Raw genomic sequence first — 14,936 nt, forward strand, 5'->3', positions numbered from 1 at the left:
ATTGAAATCGGGCTGTTTCTGGTTGTGTCGCGTATCTCGGGTAAAGTCTTCGTCGTATACGACCATTTAAGGGAGGCCCGTCACAATGCGTGACCACGTTGAAATCGGTATCGGCCGTGAGGCACGACGCACCTACAGCTTGGACGATATTTCTGTCGTTTCTAGCCGCCGCACCCGTTCATCCAAAGATGTCGACACCACTTGGCATATTGACGCCTACAAGTTTGATCTGCCGTTCATGAATCACCCAAGTGATGCATTGGCAAGCCCTGAGTTTGTCATTGAAATGGGCAAGCAGGGTGGCCTTGGCGTGATCAACGCTGAGGGTCTGTGGGGTCGCCATGCTGATCTCGATGAGGCGATCGCAAAGGTGATTGCTGCGTATGAGGAAGGCGACCAGGCTGCAGCCACTCGCACTCTTCAGGAGCTGCACGCAGCGCCACTGGATACTGAGCTGCTGAGTGAGCGCATTGCGCAGGTTCGTGATTCCGGTGAGATCGTTGCTGTGCGCGTGTCTCCACAAAATGTTCGTGAGATCGCACCAATCGTCATCAAGGCAGGTGCTGATCTGCTGGTTATCCAGGGCACCCTGATCTCTGCAGAGCACGTCAACACCGGTGGAGAGGCCCTGAACCTAAAGGAATTCATCGGTTCTTTGGATGTTCCTGTCATCGCTGGTGGCGTGAACGATTACACCACCGCGCTGCACATGATGCGTACCGGTGCTGTGGGCATCATCGTCGGTGGCGGCGAGAACACCAACAGCCTAGCTTTGGGCATGGAGGTATCCATGGCCACTGCGATTGCCGATGTCGCTGCGGCACGCCGTGATTACCTGGATGAAACCGGTGGTCGTTATGTGCACATCATTGCAGATGGAAGCATTGAAAACTCCGGTGATGTAGTCAAGGCTATTGCCTGTGGCGCAGATGCTGTGGTGCTGGGTTCACCGTTGGCTCGCGCTAAAGAAGCTGCTGGAAAGGGCTACTTCTGGCCAGCAGTGGCAGCGCACCCTCGTTTCCCACGCGGTGTGGTCACTGAGTCCGTGGACTTGGATGAACAAGCACCAAGCTTGGAGCAGATTCTGCATGGTCCGTCTACGATGCCGTGGGGTGTGGAAAACTTCGAAGGTGGATTAAAGCGTGCGCTGGCTAAGTGTGGCTACACCGATTTGAAGAGCTTCCAAAAGGTAAGCCTGCACGTTAACTAGGTGTGTGTACTCGCCTCTTCGCGTTGCGTTTTTGAGTGGAGGGGCGCGTCGACAAGCATCTTTTTAGGCTCCCACGTGACGCCGATGCTGGCCGCGATGACAAGGATGATCGCGGCCCACTTGAGCGCGGTGGGGGTTTGATCAAGCAGGATCCAGCCGACGGCGGCGGCGAATGCCGGTTCGAGGCTGAGCAGAATGCTGAAAATGGGGGCGGGGAGTCGGCGCAGTGCCGATAATTCCAGCGAATAGGGGATAAGCGACCCGAGAAGTGCTGTGCCAAGCGCCAGGATGAGTAGGGTTGGGGTCTGGAAAATCGGGCCCATGTGTGTGGCACCCAGCGGAAATACTGCTACTGCGCCGATGATCAGTGCGACGGCGAGGCCACTTGTTCCGGGGATGAGTTGGCCGATTTTCTTTGATGCCAGGATGTAGCACACCCAGAAGATTCCTGCGACGGCTGCGAAAATGACGCCGAGTGGGTCAAGGGTTTCGCCGCTGAGGGAATCGATACCCAGCAGTGCCATGCCGAGAAACGCTAAAGCCACGCACAATCCGTTTTTCAGCGTGCGGGCTAACACCGCGGAGAAAATCAGGGGGCCGAGGAACTCAATGGTCACGGCGGTGCCCAGCGGGATGAGTTCGATGGATGCGTAAAACAGGCTGTTCATTCCGCCAAGAGATAATCCCAACAGCAGCACGGCGATCCATTGTTTTTTAGTCCAGGAACGAAGTCGCGGGCGGATCACCAGGCACATGATCAAGCCTGCGATGAACAGCCTTAAAGAGGTGACAGCCCAGGGGCCGATGAGGGGGAAAAGCTGCGTTCCAATGGCAGCACCAAATTGCAGGGATAGGGCGGAACCCATCACCATCAACACTGCAGCGGACTGTTTATTCATGCCCTTGATTATTGCCAAAGAAACCTTTAAGGACTAGCTCGAAAAACAGCCAACTATAGTTAAGTAATACTGAACAATTTTGGAGGTGTCGTGCTCAATCTCAACCGCTTACACATCCTGCAGGAATTCCACCGCCTGGGAACGATTACAGCCGTGGCGGAATCCATGAACTACAGTCGTTCTGCCATCTCCCAACAAATGGCGCTGCTGGAAAAAGAAATTGGTGTGAAACTCTTTGAAAAAAGCGGCCGAAACCTCTACTTCACAGAACAAGGCGAAGTGTTGGCCTCAGAAACACATGCGATCATGGCAGCAGTCGATCACGCCCGCGCAGCCGTCCTAGATTCGATGTCTGAAGTATCCGGAACGCTGAAAGTCACCTCCTTCCAATCCCTGCTGTTCACCCTTGCCCCGAAAGCCATCGCGCGCCTGACCGAGAAATACCCACACCTGCAAGTAGAAATCTCCCAACTAGAAGTCACCGCAGCGCTCGAAGAACTCCGCGCCCGCCGCGTCGACGTCGCACTCGGTGAGGAATACCCCGTGGAAGTCCCCCTTGTTGAGGCCAGCATTCACCGCGAAGTCCTCTTCGAAGACCCCATGCTGCTCGTCACCCCAGCAAGCGGCCCATACTCCGGCCTCACCCTGCCAGAACTCCGCGACATCCCCATCGCCATCGATCCACCCGACCTTCCCGCGGGCGACTGGGTCCACCGGCTCTGCCGGCGCGCCGGGTTTGAGCCCCGAGTGACCTTTGAAACCAGTGATCCCATGCTCCAAGCACACCTCGTGCGCAGCGGCTTGGCCGTGACATTTTCCCCCACACTGCTCACCCCGATGCTGGAAGGCGTGCACATTCAGCCGCTGCCCGACAACCCCACGCGCACGCTCTACACCGCGGTCAGGGAAGGGCGCCAGAGGCATCCAGCCATTAAAGCTTTTCGACGAACCCTCGCCCATGTGGCCAAAGAATCTTATTTGGAGGCTCGTCTAGTAGAGTGAGTTCTTGTGAGCCTTCAGACAAATCATCGCCCAGTACTCGTCGTTGACTTCGGCGCACAGTACGCGCAGCTGATCGCACGTCGTGTGCGTGAGGCCGGCATCTACTCCGAAGTCATCCCGCACACCGCCACCGCAGACGATGTGCGCGCTAAAAATGCAGCAGCCCTCGTCCTTTCCGGTGGCCCATCCTCCGTGTATGCCGAGGGAGCACCATCCCTTGACGCTGAGATTCTTGATCTCGGATTGCCAGTATTTGGCATTTGCTACGGCTTCCAAGCCATGACCCACGCGCTTGGTGGCACCGTTGCCAACACCGGTAAGCGCGAATACGGACGCACCGACATCAACGTTGCCGGTGGCGTCCTCCACGAAGGCCTCGAAGCCTGCCACAAGGTGTGGATGAGCCACGGCGACGCCGTCTCTGAAGCCCCAGAAGGTTTCGTAGTCACCGCGTCCTCCGAAGGTGCGCCTGTCGCAGCTTTCGAAAACAAGGAACGCAAAATGGCTGGCGTGCAGTACCACCCAGAGGTATTGCACTCACCACACGGCCAGGCAGTTCTGACCCGCTTCCTCACTGAGATCGCAGGTCTAGAGCAAAACTGGACCGCAGCAAACATCGCTGAAGAACTCATCGAGAAGGTCCGCGAGCAGATCGGCGAAGATGGCCGCGCTATTTGTGGCCTTTCCGGTGGTGTGGACTCCGCAGTCGCAGGTGCACTGGTTCAGCGCGCTATTGGCGACCGTTTGACCTGTGTCTTTGTTGACCACGGTCTGCTTCGTGCCGGTGAGCGCGAGCAGGTTGAAAAGGACTTCGTCGCAGCAACCGGCGCCAAGCTGGTTACCGTCGATGAGCGTCAAGCATTCCTGTCCAAGCTTGCAGGCGTTACCGAACCAGAAGCAAAGCGCAAAGCCATTGGTGCTGAATTCATCCGTTCCTTCGAACGCGCAGTTGCCGGTGTGCTGGAAGATGCACCAGAAGGTTCCACCGTGGACTTCCTGGTTCAAGGCACCCTGTACCCAGACGTCGTGGAATCCGGTGGTGGATCTGGTACCGCAAACATCAAGAGCCACCACAACGTCGGTGGACTGCCAGACGACGTGGAATTCAAGCTCGTTGAGCCACTGCGTGATCTGTTCAAGGACGAAGTTCGTGCCGTTGGCCGTGAACTTGGCCTCCCTGAGGAAATCGTTGGCCGCCAGCCATTCCCAGGACCAGGACTTGGTATCCGCATCATCGGTGAAGTCACCGAAGATCGCCTAGAAACCCTCCGCCACGCTGACCTGATCGCACGCACCGAGCTGACAGCAGCTGGCCTTGACGGAGTGATCTGGCAGTGCCCAGTAGTCCTCCTGGCAGATGTCCGCTCTGTTGGTGTTCAAGGCGATGGCCGCACCTACGGACACCCAATCGTGCTGCGCCCAGTGTCTTCCGAAGACGCCATGACGGCTGACTGGACTCGACTTCCATACGAGGTTCTGGAGAAGATCTCCACCCGCATCACCAACGAAGTTCCAGATGTGAACCGCGTGGTTTTGGACGTAACCTCCAAGCCACCAGGAACCATCGAATGGGAGTAGGCCTTAAATGAGCCTTCGTTAAGCGGCAATCACCTTATTGGAGATTGTCGCTTTTCCCATTTCTCCGGGTTTTCTGGAACTTTTTGGGCGTATGCTGGGAATGATTCTATTATTGCCAAATCAGAAAGCAGGAGAGACCCGATGAGCGAAATCCTAGAAACCTATTGGGCACCCCACTTTGGAAAAACCGAAGAAGCCACAGCACTCGTTTCATACCTGGCACAAGCTTCCGGCGATCCCATTGAGGTTCACACCCTGTTCGGGGATTTAGGTTTAGACGGACTCTCGGGAAACTACACCGACACTGAGATTGACGGCTACGGCGACGCATTCCTGCTGGTTGCAGCGCTATCCGTGTTGATGGCTGAAAACAAAGCAACAGGTGGCGTGAATCTGGGTGAGCTTGGGGGAGCTGATAAATCGATCCGGCTGCATGTTGAATCCAAGGAGAACACCCAAATCAACACCGCATTGAAGTATTTTGCGCTCTCCCCAGAAGACCACGCAGCAGCAGATCGCTTCGATGAGGATGACCTGTCTGAGCTTGCCAACTTGAGTGAAGAGCTGCGCGGACAGCTGGACTAATTGTCTCCCATTTAAGGAGTCCGATTCTTCAGTTGAGTAGATGCCTCCAAGTGAGGCTGGGAGGCTCTTAGAATCGATTCTGAGAGGGCACTTTTTATCGGCCCTGGGGTGGAATTTTTGATTGTTTTTGCAAAACCAGACAGGCGTGCCAAAGGTCCTCAAAAATCTGAATCTTTGGCACGTGTGTTTGGTTATGAGGACTTGGAGCCAGACAGGCGTGCCAAAACTTCAAGCAAAAGGAAGTTCTTGGCACGCGTGTCTGGTTTTGCTAAATCGACTACTCACATAGGGTCGGGCTAGTCATTCTGATCAGCGAATTCCACGTTCACATCGCCAATTCCAGAGTTCACAACCAGATTCAGCATTGGACCTTCTAGATCAGCATTGTGGGCGGTGAGATCTCCAACATCACAGCGCGCTGTGCCCACACCGGCGGTACAACTTAGGCTCACGGGCACATCATCGGGCAGGGTGACCATGACTTCGCCGATCCCTGAGGTGATTTGGATGTTTTGTTCCTGATCCAATTGGGTGAGGTGGCTGAAATCGAGGTTCATTTCACCCACGCCAGAGGTGTAGCTGCTGAGGAGTTCATCGTTGGTGGGGATGAGATTGACATCGCCGATTCCAGGGTCGTCTTCAAAGTAGATGGGATCGATATTTGAAATAAACAGGCCTGCGAGGGCGCTCATGACAACTCCGGTACCAACTACACCGCCGACAATCCATGGCCACACATGGCGCTTTTTCTGAGGCTTTTGTGGAGGGACTTGTACATCCCAGGTGTTGTATTGGTTTTGGGCAAGTGGATCCCAATGAGGCGCTTCGGGGGTTTGTTGCGCGAAGGGTGCATAGTAGCCCTCAACGGGGGTGATAGTGCTTAGATCTGGTTGGGGTTGTGGGTAGAGATCTTCGTTTTTCATGGTGGCATCCTCAGAAACAGTGAATTCAGTGGTGAGTAGTCCGCGGGGTGGAAGTGGTTGTTTCTTATGCAACGCCCACCACATGGCTAAAAGGCAAAGGTAAGTAATGGCTGCTGCTGGGCCGAATATTCCTCCAGCGCCGGAGGATAAAACACCTGAGAACATAAAGAACGCGATGACCAGCCACCAGCCGTGGGTACGATCTTTGGGGTGGCCCGGTGTCCAGAGAGCTTCGATGGGGGAGACCGGAACGGAGTAGCGGGGCATGCACAGCCATGCAATGAGATAGGCTGCGACACCGGCGCCGAAGACACCAGTGACCACGAAAAATAGACGAATGAGCACCGGGTCGATTTGATAACGCACACCAATGCCTTCACAGACACCAGCTACTTTGGCGTGACCACCTTGCTTGGCAGGAATGCGTGCGGGGCGGGTCTGCCACATTTGCTGAAAAGTACCAGTTGCAAGGTGTGGTGTTGGAGCTTCATAACCAGGTTGGGCAAAAGGGATGAATCCCTGGTTGTGGTGGGGCTCCTGAAAAGTACTCATAGACTCTATTGTGGAGTGTTGAGGCTGATAAGTGAATGGGGGAAAGCCCTGAAAAGGTGGCGTTCAGGGTCTTCCCCGATGGTTTGGTGTCGCAGGGGCATGACATGATCGAAGATATGAGTAACACGCCCACGCCTTACACTCCGCAACCTGCGGGGCAAGCGGTGCCTTTATATCCCACGTTTACCCGGTCAAGAGATGGCCGGGTTGTTGCGGGTGTCGCATCGGGGCTGGCAAAGCATCTTAATGTGTCGGTGTTTTGGGTTCGTGCGCTGCTGATTTTTGCGGCGTTGCTGAGCGGTGCGGGTCTTTTTGCGTATGCCTTGATTTGGATTTTTACGCGCATTGAGAAAAAGGGGAGTGGGGAGGCGTCGACAAGCAAGCGCTGGGTGTCGTGGTGCCTGGTGCTGCTCGCTATCGGTGGTGCTGCGGCGTCGGTGATGCTGAGCACCGGCTTCGCGGTGGGCACGTTGGTGCCCATCGGCGTGGTTGGTGTGGGCCTGTTGATGGTGTGGCTGGCGTATGACCGCGGGGTGGAATCCGGCCCGAATCTGCTGATCATTGCCACCGGCGGTGTGCTGATGCTGGTGGCAATCGTGCTGATCGTGATGAATTGGAGCACCCAGGACGGCTTCGTCATGGCGCTGGTGGCCGTGGTGCTCACGCTGGTGGGTGTGGCTGCGCTGGGCGTTCCGCTGTGGGTGCGGATGTGGGATCAGCTGGGCGAGGAGCGCGCGGAAAAAGCCGCAGCTGCTGAGCGCGCAGATATTGCTTCCCGCCTGCATGATTCGGTACTGCAGACCTTGGCGCTGATTCAAAAGCGTGCCGACGACCCCGCCGAAGTCGCCCGCCTGGCCCGCGGGCAGGAACGCGAGCTGCGTCAATGGCTGTTTGATTCCCAAGATAAAACACCTCAAACAACCGGCACTGTCTTTACTGCGTTGGAGCGCGCCTGCGGTGAAGTCGAGGATATTTACGCCCTGCGTATCGTGCCTGTGACTGTGGGAACCGATGAAGCGCTGACTGAGAAAACGCAGGCAGCGGTGATGGCAGTCCGCGAAGCACTCGTGAACGTGGCCAAGCATGCCGGCGTGGAAACCGCCGATGTGTACGCCGAAATCATGCTCGGCGAACTGAACATTTTCGTCCGCGACCGCGGTGCAGGATTCGACCCCGACAACATCCCCGATGGGCACCACGGACTCGCCGAATCCGTCCAAGGCCGCGTCGAACGAGCCGGCGGAAAAGTACGCATCAAATCTGAAATCGGCGAAGGCACCGAAGTGGCAATCACCATGGATGTGTAGTTGGTCGTACGCGCGTGTCTTCGGGGCTGTAACCTGAAAGGCATGGTTGATGTGTTTTTGGTCGATGACCACTCCGTGTTTCGCTCCGGCGTCAAAGCAGAACTAGGCAACGCCGTCACAGTAGTCGGCGAAGCAGGGACGGTGGCCGACGCCGTAGCCGGCATCAAGGCAAGCAAACCAGAGGTCGTGCTTCTCGACGTCCACATGCCCGACGGCGGCGGCCTCGCAGTGCTCCAGCAGATCAACGACTCCGATGTGGACACCATCTTCTTGGCACTCAGTGTCTCTGACGCAGCTGAAGATGTCATCGCCATCATCCGTGGCGGTGCCAGGGGATACGTGACCAAATCGATCTCCGGTGAAGAACTCGTCGAAGCCATCAACCGCGTGAAATCCGGCGACGCATTCTTCTCACCACGCCTGGCAGGCTTCGTCCTCGACGCCTTCGCCGCACCCGACTCCGCAGCTGGCGCAGGCATTGTTGACGCACCCGAAAAAGACGCCGCCGTAGAATCCGGAAAAATCCTCGACGACCCAGTTGTCGACGCCCTCACCCGCCGCGAACTCGAAGTCCTCCGCCTGTTAGCCCGCGGCTACACCTACAAAGAAATCGGCAAAGAACTGTTCATTTCCGTTAAAACCGTGGAAACCCACGCCTCAAACATTCTGCGAAAAACCCAGCAATCCAACCGCCACGCGTTGACCCGGTGGGCTCACTCGAGGGATCTTGACTAATGGCGGCTAAAAAGAGTGGCGCTGGTTCTCGGGGTGGGGCTGGGAGGTCAGCTTCGGCTGATAAACAGATCGATCAAAGCCAAGCGAAATTCACCTTCCAACCCACCCGAACACTGCTGTTCAGTGTTATTTTCACCGTCTTGGTGATGTGGCAATCCGGTTTCTCATACTGGTACGCGATCCCTATTTTGTTCTTCATCTGGGCGATTTTCATCCTCGGCCACAGCTTCTACAACTGGGCAAACCTCAAGTTGATCGAAATGGGGCGCCGCAACAAACAGGTCCTAGAAGAACAAGAAAAGCAGAAAAAGAAGAGGGGCTTCTAGTTTCTGCTTGGGTAGGTGGACTTGCTGTAGGTATTTTGCTTAGGTGATGTGCTGAAGCGAGAACCGCTTAGGTGTTACGGCGGGGGCCTTCAGCGAACGCCAGCTTCCGGCTGCCATCCACGTGGGGGAACGTGAGATACATCCAGGCGGTAGCTGCCAGGAACACTAGAATCGTTGCCCACAATGGCGCTCCTGAAATAATCGGTGCAAGCATCAGCGCCAGCCATGTGAAAAATAGTGGCATGACCTGGCCGATAGTGGGGACTGGGGAAATATTGTTTTGGAAGCGGTACATCCTCATCTCCCCACGGTAAGGATGCGCGAAAGCGATGAGCAGGGCTAGCGCCAGACCAACTCCAGTGACAGAAAATTTCACTGCTGGGGCTAGATCAGTGGTTAATGAAGCGATGGCAGCACCTACTAATACCGAGCTACTCAGCCGCACGCTCACCGGCGTTGGAATTGGGGTGACGTGGGACTTCATGGTGTTGTAGCTGTTCATCGGATCCATAATTCTAAGAGTATCGGAGACTTCAGTAGGAGATGTGGTGTAGGTCTTTAATGGTCTTGGATGCTTTGATTCAGGCAGTTAATTTAAAGGGGATAACTGCGAAAAGGCAGGTATCGATCGTGTCGGGGTTGTAGTCTGAACCCTATTTGCGGTGGTCTTACCTGAGAATCTCTAGCAGCACGAGTTGCATGAATTTGTGAATAACAAATGAAAGCTTGGCTTGTTACTAAGATCGCAGAGTGTGTCCTCGCGGATCTTTAATTGAGGCAGTGGGGTTCGGACCTCTATGAGTTTCTAGAGATGGGGGGCTTTGGGGGATTTACCGAAAACTTTTGTGCTTTCAGCACTAACGGTTTTTATTATGGTCGCAGGTTTAAGTCTCTGGCCAACCTATATACACAGCTATCGGACTTCGTGATTGCAATAGCACCGTGGCTTGTTAGCGTTCATCTTCACGATTGAGGCTATTCTGTTGGCACTTAAGAGTCAGTAGATGAGGCGCACCCAAAAAATAGGAGGGTGCACAGTTAAAGAGAGTTTAATAAGTCAGATCTGCGTATTGGGAGCAGCGACCAACAACAACTCCTTGGACAATCTTTGTGGCCTGCCATCCGGTATACCCTGTGACGGATTCAACGATTCCAAGGGCTGCATCTAACCCGCCACCTGCATCGTAAGAATTACATACAGGACCACCCACCTGGGAAACTTGTTCATCAGTAATATCTACTCCATAACCACGTATCACCTGGCCATAGATTTGATCTTGCTGGCTAACGCGTATTGGCGTTGTTGCCACCGTTGCTGCAGTTTGTTCTTCAGGGGTAGGAATAGCTGAAGCTTCTACCTCGACAGTTTCAGTGACGGTGGTGACTTGCGTTGAGATAGAAGTGGTAGTGATTGTTACAGGAGCAGCCTCTTGATCCAGAGTGCTGTTTGAGCAGCCAGCTATAATTGAGCTCAAGGATAGGGCCACAGTGAGGAACGCAGGAAACTTCCAGCTTGTTTTCATGAAAATAACTATATCTCTTCACCTAGGATAGCGTGACGATGTCGGATACATGGGGTTGTTAGGACTGGTTTTTGACTGGGTTTTGAGACCCGAAATAGAGGTTGAATCTGGGTTTAAGTATCCGGTTGCCTAGACACAGGAGCTGACGTCAAGGTCGTTTGCGCATTAATGGTACTAGGATCTGTTGGGATCATCGTAAGGTGTTTACTGAACAGGGGTAGATCACCTTGGCTGGTACTGATTTGTCCACATCCATTCAGTTTTGCTGAAAAGGAAAACGAGCGGCTTTATGAACGGAGCTCTGTGCTGATTTCATCAGTGTTGTCAAGGTGAAGGAAAGAAGGATCCGGTATTTTGGCGTACCTTGAACGTAATCGTGGCTGCTCCTGAACATAGGCTTTGATCGAACTATCTGAGGCTCCAAGTTCGTTAGCTAGCCAGATTTGTACGATGAGACTTGTTCTATCATTTGTTTCGGCTATTTTTGATGTTAAAGGTAGCTTTCTGTTTAGGTGTTTCATTGCTTGATAAGCTTCATTTACATCTGTTGCCCACGTTTCGAATTCATCAGGGAAGATACGTAGTGCAGGTTCGGCAACAAGCTCAAAAAGTTGACGAGCATGTAGTTTGTCTGCTTTTTTCTTTGATGTTTTAGCTTCCCTTATTTTAAAACCGAGAGATTCTAATCCAGCACCAAGCTGAAGCGCCTTGACTGACGGTGCCATTTGTGGCTGATTAATTACTTGTAGAAATAGCTCTAGTGGATGGCTTTTTTCTTCTCGCAATTGAATCCACTTTGTTAAGCTCTCTTCATTAAAGTCCGCAAAGGGAAGAATGAATTCGGTTGATTGTCTTTTTTTCGGCGAACCGAAGGTTGCGGGGAATTGGCTATTGAAGAGTTTTAGCCACGGACCTACCGGTGTCGGTGGTTCTATTCCTAACTGCTCCCAGAACGCTAAATTGTTATCGGGATTTTGAAAGAATGCTCCTTCTAAATTACTGGATGTGAATGATCTCCAGGAAAGTAAGTTCACTAAATCCTGAAATCGATTGAGTGAATGTAAAAATTCTTCCCAAGTGGAAGCCGAGTCGTTTTCAGTTTCAACTACTGTTCGGAATCGTATGCCAATTTCATCAGTATCACGACTTCGAAAGTGCTCTTTTAGTGGTCTGATGGTGATTATCTGATCAGTTTTAGGTGCATTTAATTTATACCGGAAAGACGGAAAATCGATTGTCTCCAAACGAACCTTTTCATTCCCAGTCCGTTCATCTTTTTCACTGTTTAGTGAAATTGATCTGGTTATGTGTACATCGTGCATCCATTGAGCTAGCCCACCGATTTCGGCGCGTAGTGAAGCAGGTGTCTTCCAGTAATCTTCTAACAGCGTCCCGGCGACTACGTACTGAGGAGAAAAGTTAAATTCGATTGGTCGACCCACGAGGTGCCTCCATTGAAAGGGAGAACCCGTCTGTATGAGAGTAAGAATTCCGCCTATGCTTTCAAAGAAACCGATTTGAGGGATCTCTTGTGGGGGGACTGTTTGCCCATTTACTACAGCGAGTGTGGTTTTATCTATTCCTGCTTTTATCGGTGAATCTTCCTCCAGGATGAGTTTCATGACTACCTGACCATTGGGATTGAGAGTCAAGCATCCAGGAATTCTGAAACTACTAGTTCCTTCATTTGTATAGAGGAATCCGCTAAGTGGCTCTCCTGCAATAAGTTGCTCTAGATATTCTTTATGCATCTAAAATCCTCAATTTTGGATACTTTTTGTCATTAGCTTATCTAAAGAAATGTTTTTCTTAGGGGGCCTGTTAAACGGGTGTAACAACCACCCCTTTTCTCACACCAGCCCCTCCCGAACAGGCTTGTTGCACGCCGCTGAAAATGAGTGTTTACTGGAACTCATGAGTGGAACAGGTGTTCGAAAGTTGTGGGGAGATGGCACTCCGGTGTCGCTCCCTGACCTTTCGGGATTAAGTAGAGCGGAGCGCATTGATGCGTTGCGTTCACGCATGTCCACCATGGGTGCTGCGGTGCCAAAGTTTGAGCCGTCGGTGGAAGAAAGTGCTGAACAAAAGCAGGATTCTCTCGCCGAAAAACAGGACATAGTTGCAGTTCCTTCCGCTTTTTCTGGTCTTTTCCCTGGGGGTGGTTTGCCGCGTCGTGCGGTTACTCATTTGGTTGAACAGCCGCTTGTGGTGGTGGACTTCCTGGCTCATATTACTGCCCAGGGTGGACACGCTGCGGTGATTGGGTGGAAGGATTTGGCTTACGCTGGGGTGATTGATTCCGGAGGTGTGTGCGAGAACATCATTGCTATTCCAAATCCTGGTACGGAGCCACTGAATGTGGCAGCGGTGCTGTGTGAGGGGCTGGATGTGGTCGTGTACAAAGGCCCGGAGATTTCACTGTCGCCAACTAGGGCTAGACCACTGCTGGGAAAGCTGAGACAGGGGACTGCTGCGTTGGTGATGGTTGGCACGAAGGTAGCGGCGCCGGCGCTGTCGGTGGATGCAGAGATCACTGATTATGTTGGAATTGGTGCAGGTAGTGGGCGTATTCGTGGCGTTGAAATGCAGGTGCGGGCGGTGTCGAAAACTCACGGTGTGCGCAGCGGAAAAGTCCTGATTAGTAGGCCTCAGGATGCAGCATTGCTTGAACCTGAACAGCCAACAACGTTGCGGGCGGTCCCATGACGCGGGTGATGGCATTGTGGTTTCCGGATTGGCCTGTGCAGGCGGTTCATTTGGATGAAGATGCTCCCGCGCACAATAAACCTGTGGCGATTGCTGCGCATTACCGCATCCAGGTGTGTGGCGTGGCTGCGCGCAAGCGTGGGGTGCGTCGTGGGATGAAGGTTCGGCAGGCGCAGGCTGTGTGCCCTGAGCTGGAGGTTGTTGACGCGGATGCAGATCGTGATGCCCGGATGTTCGAGGGCATCGTGGCATCGCTCGGTGAGGTTGCCTCCAGCGTCGAGGTGCTTCGTCCGGGTCTGGTCGCGGTCGATGCGGGAGCTGCCGCGCGCTATTACGGTTCAGAGGACATCGCTGCTCAGATGCTTATCGACGCCGTCCTGCGCCAAGGCATCGACGTTTTCGCCGGGGTTGCGGATGAGATCACGACGGCCGTCATCGCGGCGAGGGCGAATGGTGGGACTGTGGTGAAGAGGGAGGCGTCGAGAAGCTTTTTACAGCAGCAACCCCTGGGCGTGCTGGCGGCCGAGGAAGCGCTGGGTTGTGAGGCGGAGGTGGTGCGCGCGCTGGCGGATCTGGGCATGCGCACGCTCGGTGAGCTGGCGGAACTGCCTGTAGAAGCCGTGGCGACGCGTTTCGGCAACGCTGGTCTGCGGTGTCACAACATTGCGCGTGCCAGGCACGATCGTAAGGTCGCGCCACCGATCACGCATGCAGATTGGGAGGTTTCGCATGTGCCGGAGGAGCCTATTTTGCGTGTCGACGCCGCCTCGTTTGTTGCGCGCAACCTTGCCTCGCGCCTGCATCAACTGCTGAGCAAAGGTGGCGTGGTGTGCCAATTGCTCAAGGTCACAGCCGATTTCAGTACTGGTGATACGGTGAGCAGAATTTGGCGTACCGGTGAACCTTTAACGGAACAGGCAACTGCGGATCGGGTGCGTTGGCAGTTGGATGGTTGGTTGACTGCGCGCGGTGCGCATTCCGATGATCCGAATGAGCACGATGGGATTACGGCGTTGTGGCTTATTCCTTTGGAATGTGTGCCACCGGATATGGCCAGCGGCGGATTGTGGGATACGGGGCGCAGCCAGCAGCATGTGGCCAGACAAGTCATTGAGCGTGTGCAATCAAGCTTGGGCGTGGATGCGGTGCTGCAGCCTGTTCCGGCTGGTGGTCGGGGAGTAGAAGAACGCATTCATTTTGTTCCCTATGGTGAAAAACGTGATGCTATCCGCAATCCATCGGGGTCGTGGCCAGGGAAAATACCAGGTCCGCTGCCTGCTCGGTTGGGCGGTGGGATCAACCACCCGGCCTCGCAAGTGACCATGATTGATACAGAAGGGCAGCGTATTTACGTCACCGCAGAGGCATTGCTCAGCTCGTCACCGTATGCCTTGTCGTGGGGGCCGGCCCGTTATTTAATCACCGCGTGGGCTGGGCCGTGGCCGGTGGATGATAGGTGGTGGGAGAAAACGGGTACAAAATATGCCCGCCTCCAAGTGGTGGGGCGGGCTGTATCTGAAGAAAGGCAGTTGAGCGCGTGGTTGTTGATGTGGAAAGACAACAAGTGGCGAATTGAGGCCACGTATTAGA

General features: G+C 54.1%; 14 protein-coding genes. 9 read left to right on the forward strand and 5 right to left on the reverse strand.

What is annotated here, in order from left to right; translation table 11 throughout:
- The first annotated feature begins 85 nt into the window (after window positions 1-85).
- Window positions 86-1,210, forward strand: coding sequence for a GuaB3 family IMP dehydrogenase-related protein (locus KW808_RS03350; RefSeq protein ID WP_003854573.1), 1,125 nt, complete (start codon window positions 86-88; stop codon window positions 1,208-1,210).
- Here KW808_RS03350 and KW808_RS03355 read toward each other — a convergent pair.
- The gene (locus tag KW808_RS03355; protein WP_003860703.1) at window positions 1,207-2,109 is read right to left on the reverse strand and encodes an EamA family transporter; all 903 of its coding nucleotides are present in this window, start codon (window positions 2,107-2,109) and stop codon (window positions 1,207-1,209) included. The genes KW808_RS03350 and KW808_RS03355 overlap by 4 nt on opposite strands.
- 90 nt (window positions 2,110-2,199) lie before the next feature.
- Between KW808_RS03355 and serR the strand changes: the two genes are divergently transcribed.
- The 3 genes from serR (at window position 2,200) to KW808_RS03370 (ending at window position 5,274) form a co-directional block, all read left to right on the forward strand.
- Complete coding sequence (gene serR, locus KW808_RS03360; protein ID WP_003860705.1) at window positions 2,200-3,111, forward strand: serine-binding transcriptional regulator SerR; 912 nt, start codon at window positions 2,200-2,202, stop codon at window positions 3,109-3,111.
- Window positions 3,112-3,117: 6 nt separating this feature from the next.
- The gene (gene guaA / locus KW808_RS03365; protein WP_003860710.1) at window positions 3,118-4,689 is read left to right on the forward strand and encodes a glutamine-hydrolyzing GMP synthase; all 1,572 of its coding nucleotides are present in this window, start codon (window positions 3,118-3,120) and stop codon (window positions 4,687-4,689) included.
- 141 nt (window positions 4,690-4,830) lie between these two features.
- Window positions 4,831-5,274 (forward strand): imm68 putative immunity domain-containing protein, encoded by a 444-nt coding sequence (locus KW808_RS03370; protein WP_003860713.1) that lies wholly within the window; start codon window positions 4,831-4,833, stop codon window positions 5,272-5,274.
- Window positions 5,275-5,570: 296 nt separating this feature from the next.
- On the opposite strand, the gene esrI is transcribed toward KW808_RS03370, so the two are convergent.
- Window positions 5,571-6,749, reverse strand: coding sequence for a two-component system EsrSR regulator EsrI (gene esrI / locus KW808_RS03375; RefSeq protein WP_003860715.1), 1,179 nt, complete (start codon window positions 6,747-6,749; stop codon window positions 5,571-5,573).
- A 164-nt stretch (window positions 6,750-6,913) separates the two neighbouring features.
- Between esrI and esrS the strand changes: the two genes are divergently transcribed.
- Genes esrS through KW808_RS03390 form a run of 3 tightly spaced genes read left to right on the forward strand, consistent with a single transcriptional unit; the run spans window position 6,914 to window position 9,117 of the window.
- Window positions 6,914-8,056, forward strand: coding sequence for a two-component system sensor histidine kinase EsrS (esrS, locus tag KW808_RS03380; protein ID WP_074506756.1), 1,143 nt, complete (start codon window positions 6,914-6,916; stop codon window positions 8,054-8,056).
- Window positions 8,057-8,098: 42 nt separating this feature from the next.
- On the forward strand, window positions 8,099-8,791 hold the full coding sequence (esrR, locus tag KW808_RS03385) for a two-component system response regulator EsrR (RefSeq protein WP_011896826.1): 693 nt from the start codon (window positions 8,099-8,101) through the stop codon (window positions 8,789-8,791).
- Entirely contained in the window at window positions 8,791-9,117 is a 327-nt protein-coding gene (locus tag KW808_RS03390; RefSeq protein WP_003860723.1) for a hypothetical protein, read from the forward strand. The genes esrR and KW808_RS03390 overlap by 1 nt, the downstream gene beginning before the upstream one ends.
- 67 nt (window positions 9,118-9,184) lie before the next feature.
- Here the strand turns inward: KW808_RS03390 and KW808_RS03395 are convergent, their stop codons facing one another.
- From KW808_RS03395 to KW808_RS03405, 3 genes are all read right to left on the reverse strand, one after another.
- The gene (locus KW808_RS03395) at window positions 9,185-9,628 is read right to left on the reverse strand and encodes a hypothetical protein (protein ID WP_034983570.1); all 444 of its coding nucleotides are present in this window, start codon (window positions 9,626-9,628) and stop codon (window positions 9,185-9,187) included.
- A gap of 538 nt (window positions 9,629-10,166) precedes the next feature.
- Window positions 10,167-10,640 (reverse strand): hypothetical protein, encoded by a 474-nt coding sequence (locus KW808_RS03400; protein ID WP_003854591.1) that lies wholly within the window; start codon window positions 10,638-10,640, stop codon window positions 10,167-10,169.
- 287 nt (window positions 10,641-10,927) lie between these two features.
- Window positions 10,928-12,391 (reverse strand): ApeA N-terminal domain 1-containing protein, encoded by a 1,464-nt coding sequence (locus tag KW808_RS03405; RefSeq protein WP_003860728.1) that lies wholly within the window; start codon window positions 12,389-12,391, stop codon window positions 10,928-10,930.
- Window positions 12,392-12,554: 163 nt separating this feature from the next.
- On the opposite strand from KW808_RS03405, the gene imuA' reads away from it, so the two are divergent.
- Both imuA' and KW808_RS03415 read left to right on the forward strand, forming a co-directional pair.
- Window positions 12,555-13,346 carry a DnaE2-dependent mutagenesis accessory factor ImuA' gene (gene imuA' / locus KW808_RS03410; RefSeq protein ID WP_003860730.1) on the forward strand — a complete coding sequence of 264 codons (792 nt, stop codon included), beginning with the start codon at window positions 12,555-12,557 and terminating at the stop codon, window positions 13,344-13,346.
- Between the two features lie 8 nt (window positions 13,347-13,354).
- Complete coding sequence (locus KW808_RS03415) at window positions 13,355-14,935, forward strand: Y-family DNA polymerase (protein ID WP_003860732.1); 1,581 nt, start codon at window positions 13,355-13,357, stop codon at window positions 14,933-14,935.
- The last annotated feature ends 1 nt before the right edge of the window (window position 14,936 follow it).

Origin of the sequence: [Brevibacterium] flavum (assembly GCF_019317305.1) — a bacterium.
GTDB classification, from domain to species: domain Bacteria; phylum Actinomycetota; class Actinomycetes; order Mycobacteriales; family Mycobacteriaceae; genus Corynebacterium; species Corynebacterium glutamicum.

What these genes read in the sequence shown, in the direction of transcription:
- KW808_RS03355 (WP_003860703.1), bottom strand. Translation starts at nt 2,109, where the DNA reads ATGAATAAACAGTCCGCTGCAGTGTTGATGGTGATGGGTTCCGCCCTA.
- KW808_RS03370 (WP_003860713.1), top strand. Translation starts at nt 4,831, where the DNA reads ATGAGCGAAATCCTAGAAACCTATTGGGCACCCCACTTTGGAAAAACC.
- KW808_RS03415 (WP_003860732.1), top strand. Translation starts at nt 13,355, where the DNA reads ATGGCATTGTGGTTTCCGGATTGGCCTGTGCAGGCGGTTCATTTGGAT.
- imuA' (WP_003860730.1), top strand. Translation starts at nt 12,555, where the DNA reads ATGAGTGGAACAGGTGTTCGAAAGTTGTGGGGAGATGGCACTCCGGTG.
- KW808_RS03390 (WP_003860723.1), top strand. Translation starts at nt 8,791, where the DNA reads ATGGCGGCTAAAAAGAGTGGCGCTGGTTCTCGGGGTGGGGCTGGGAGG.
- KW808_RS03395 (WP_034983570.1), bottom strand. Translation starts at nt 9,628, where the DNA reads ATGGATCCGATGAACAGCTACAACACCATGAAGTCCCACGTCACCCCA.
- esrI (WP_003860715.1), bottom strand. Translation starts at nt 6,749, where the DNA reads ATGAGTACTTTTCAGGAGCCCCACCACAACCAGGGATTCATCCCTTTT.
- KW808_RS03405 (WP_003860728.1), bottom strand. Translation starts at nt 12,391, where the DNA reads ATGCATAAAGAATATCTAGAGCAACTTATTGCAGGAGAGCCACTTAGC.
- KW808_RS03400 (WP_003854591.1), bottom strand. Translation starts at nt 10,640, where the DNA reads ATGAAAACAAGCTGGAAGTTTCCTGCGTTCCTCACTGTGGCCCTATCC.
- KW808_RS03350 (WP_003854573.1), top strand. Translation starts at nt 86, where the DNA reads ATGCGTGACCACGTTGAAATCGGTATCGGCCGTGAGGCACGACGCACC.
- esrR (WP_011896826.1), top strand. Translation starts at nt 8,099, where the DNA reads ATGGTTGATGTGTTTTTGGTCGATGACCACTCCGTGTTTCGCTCCGGC.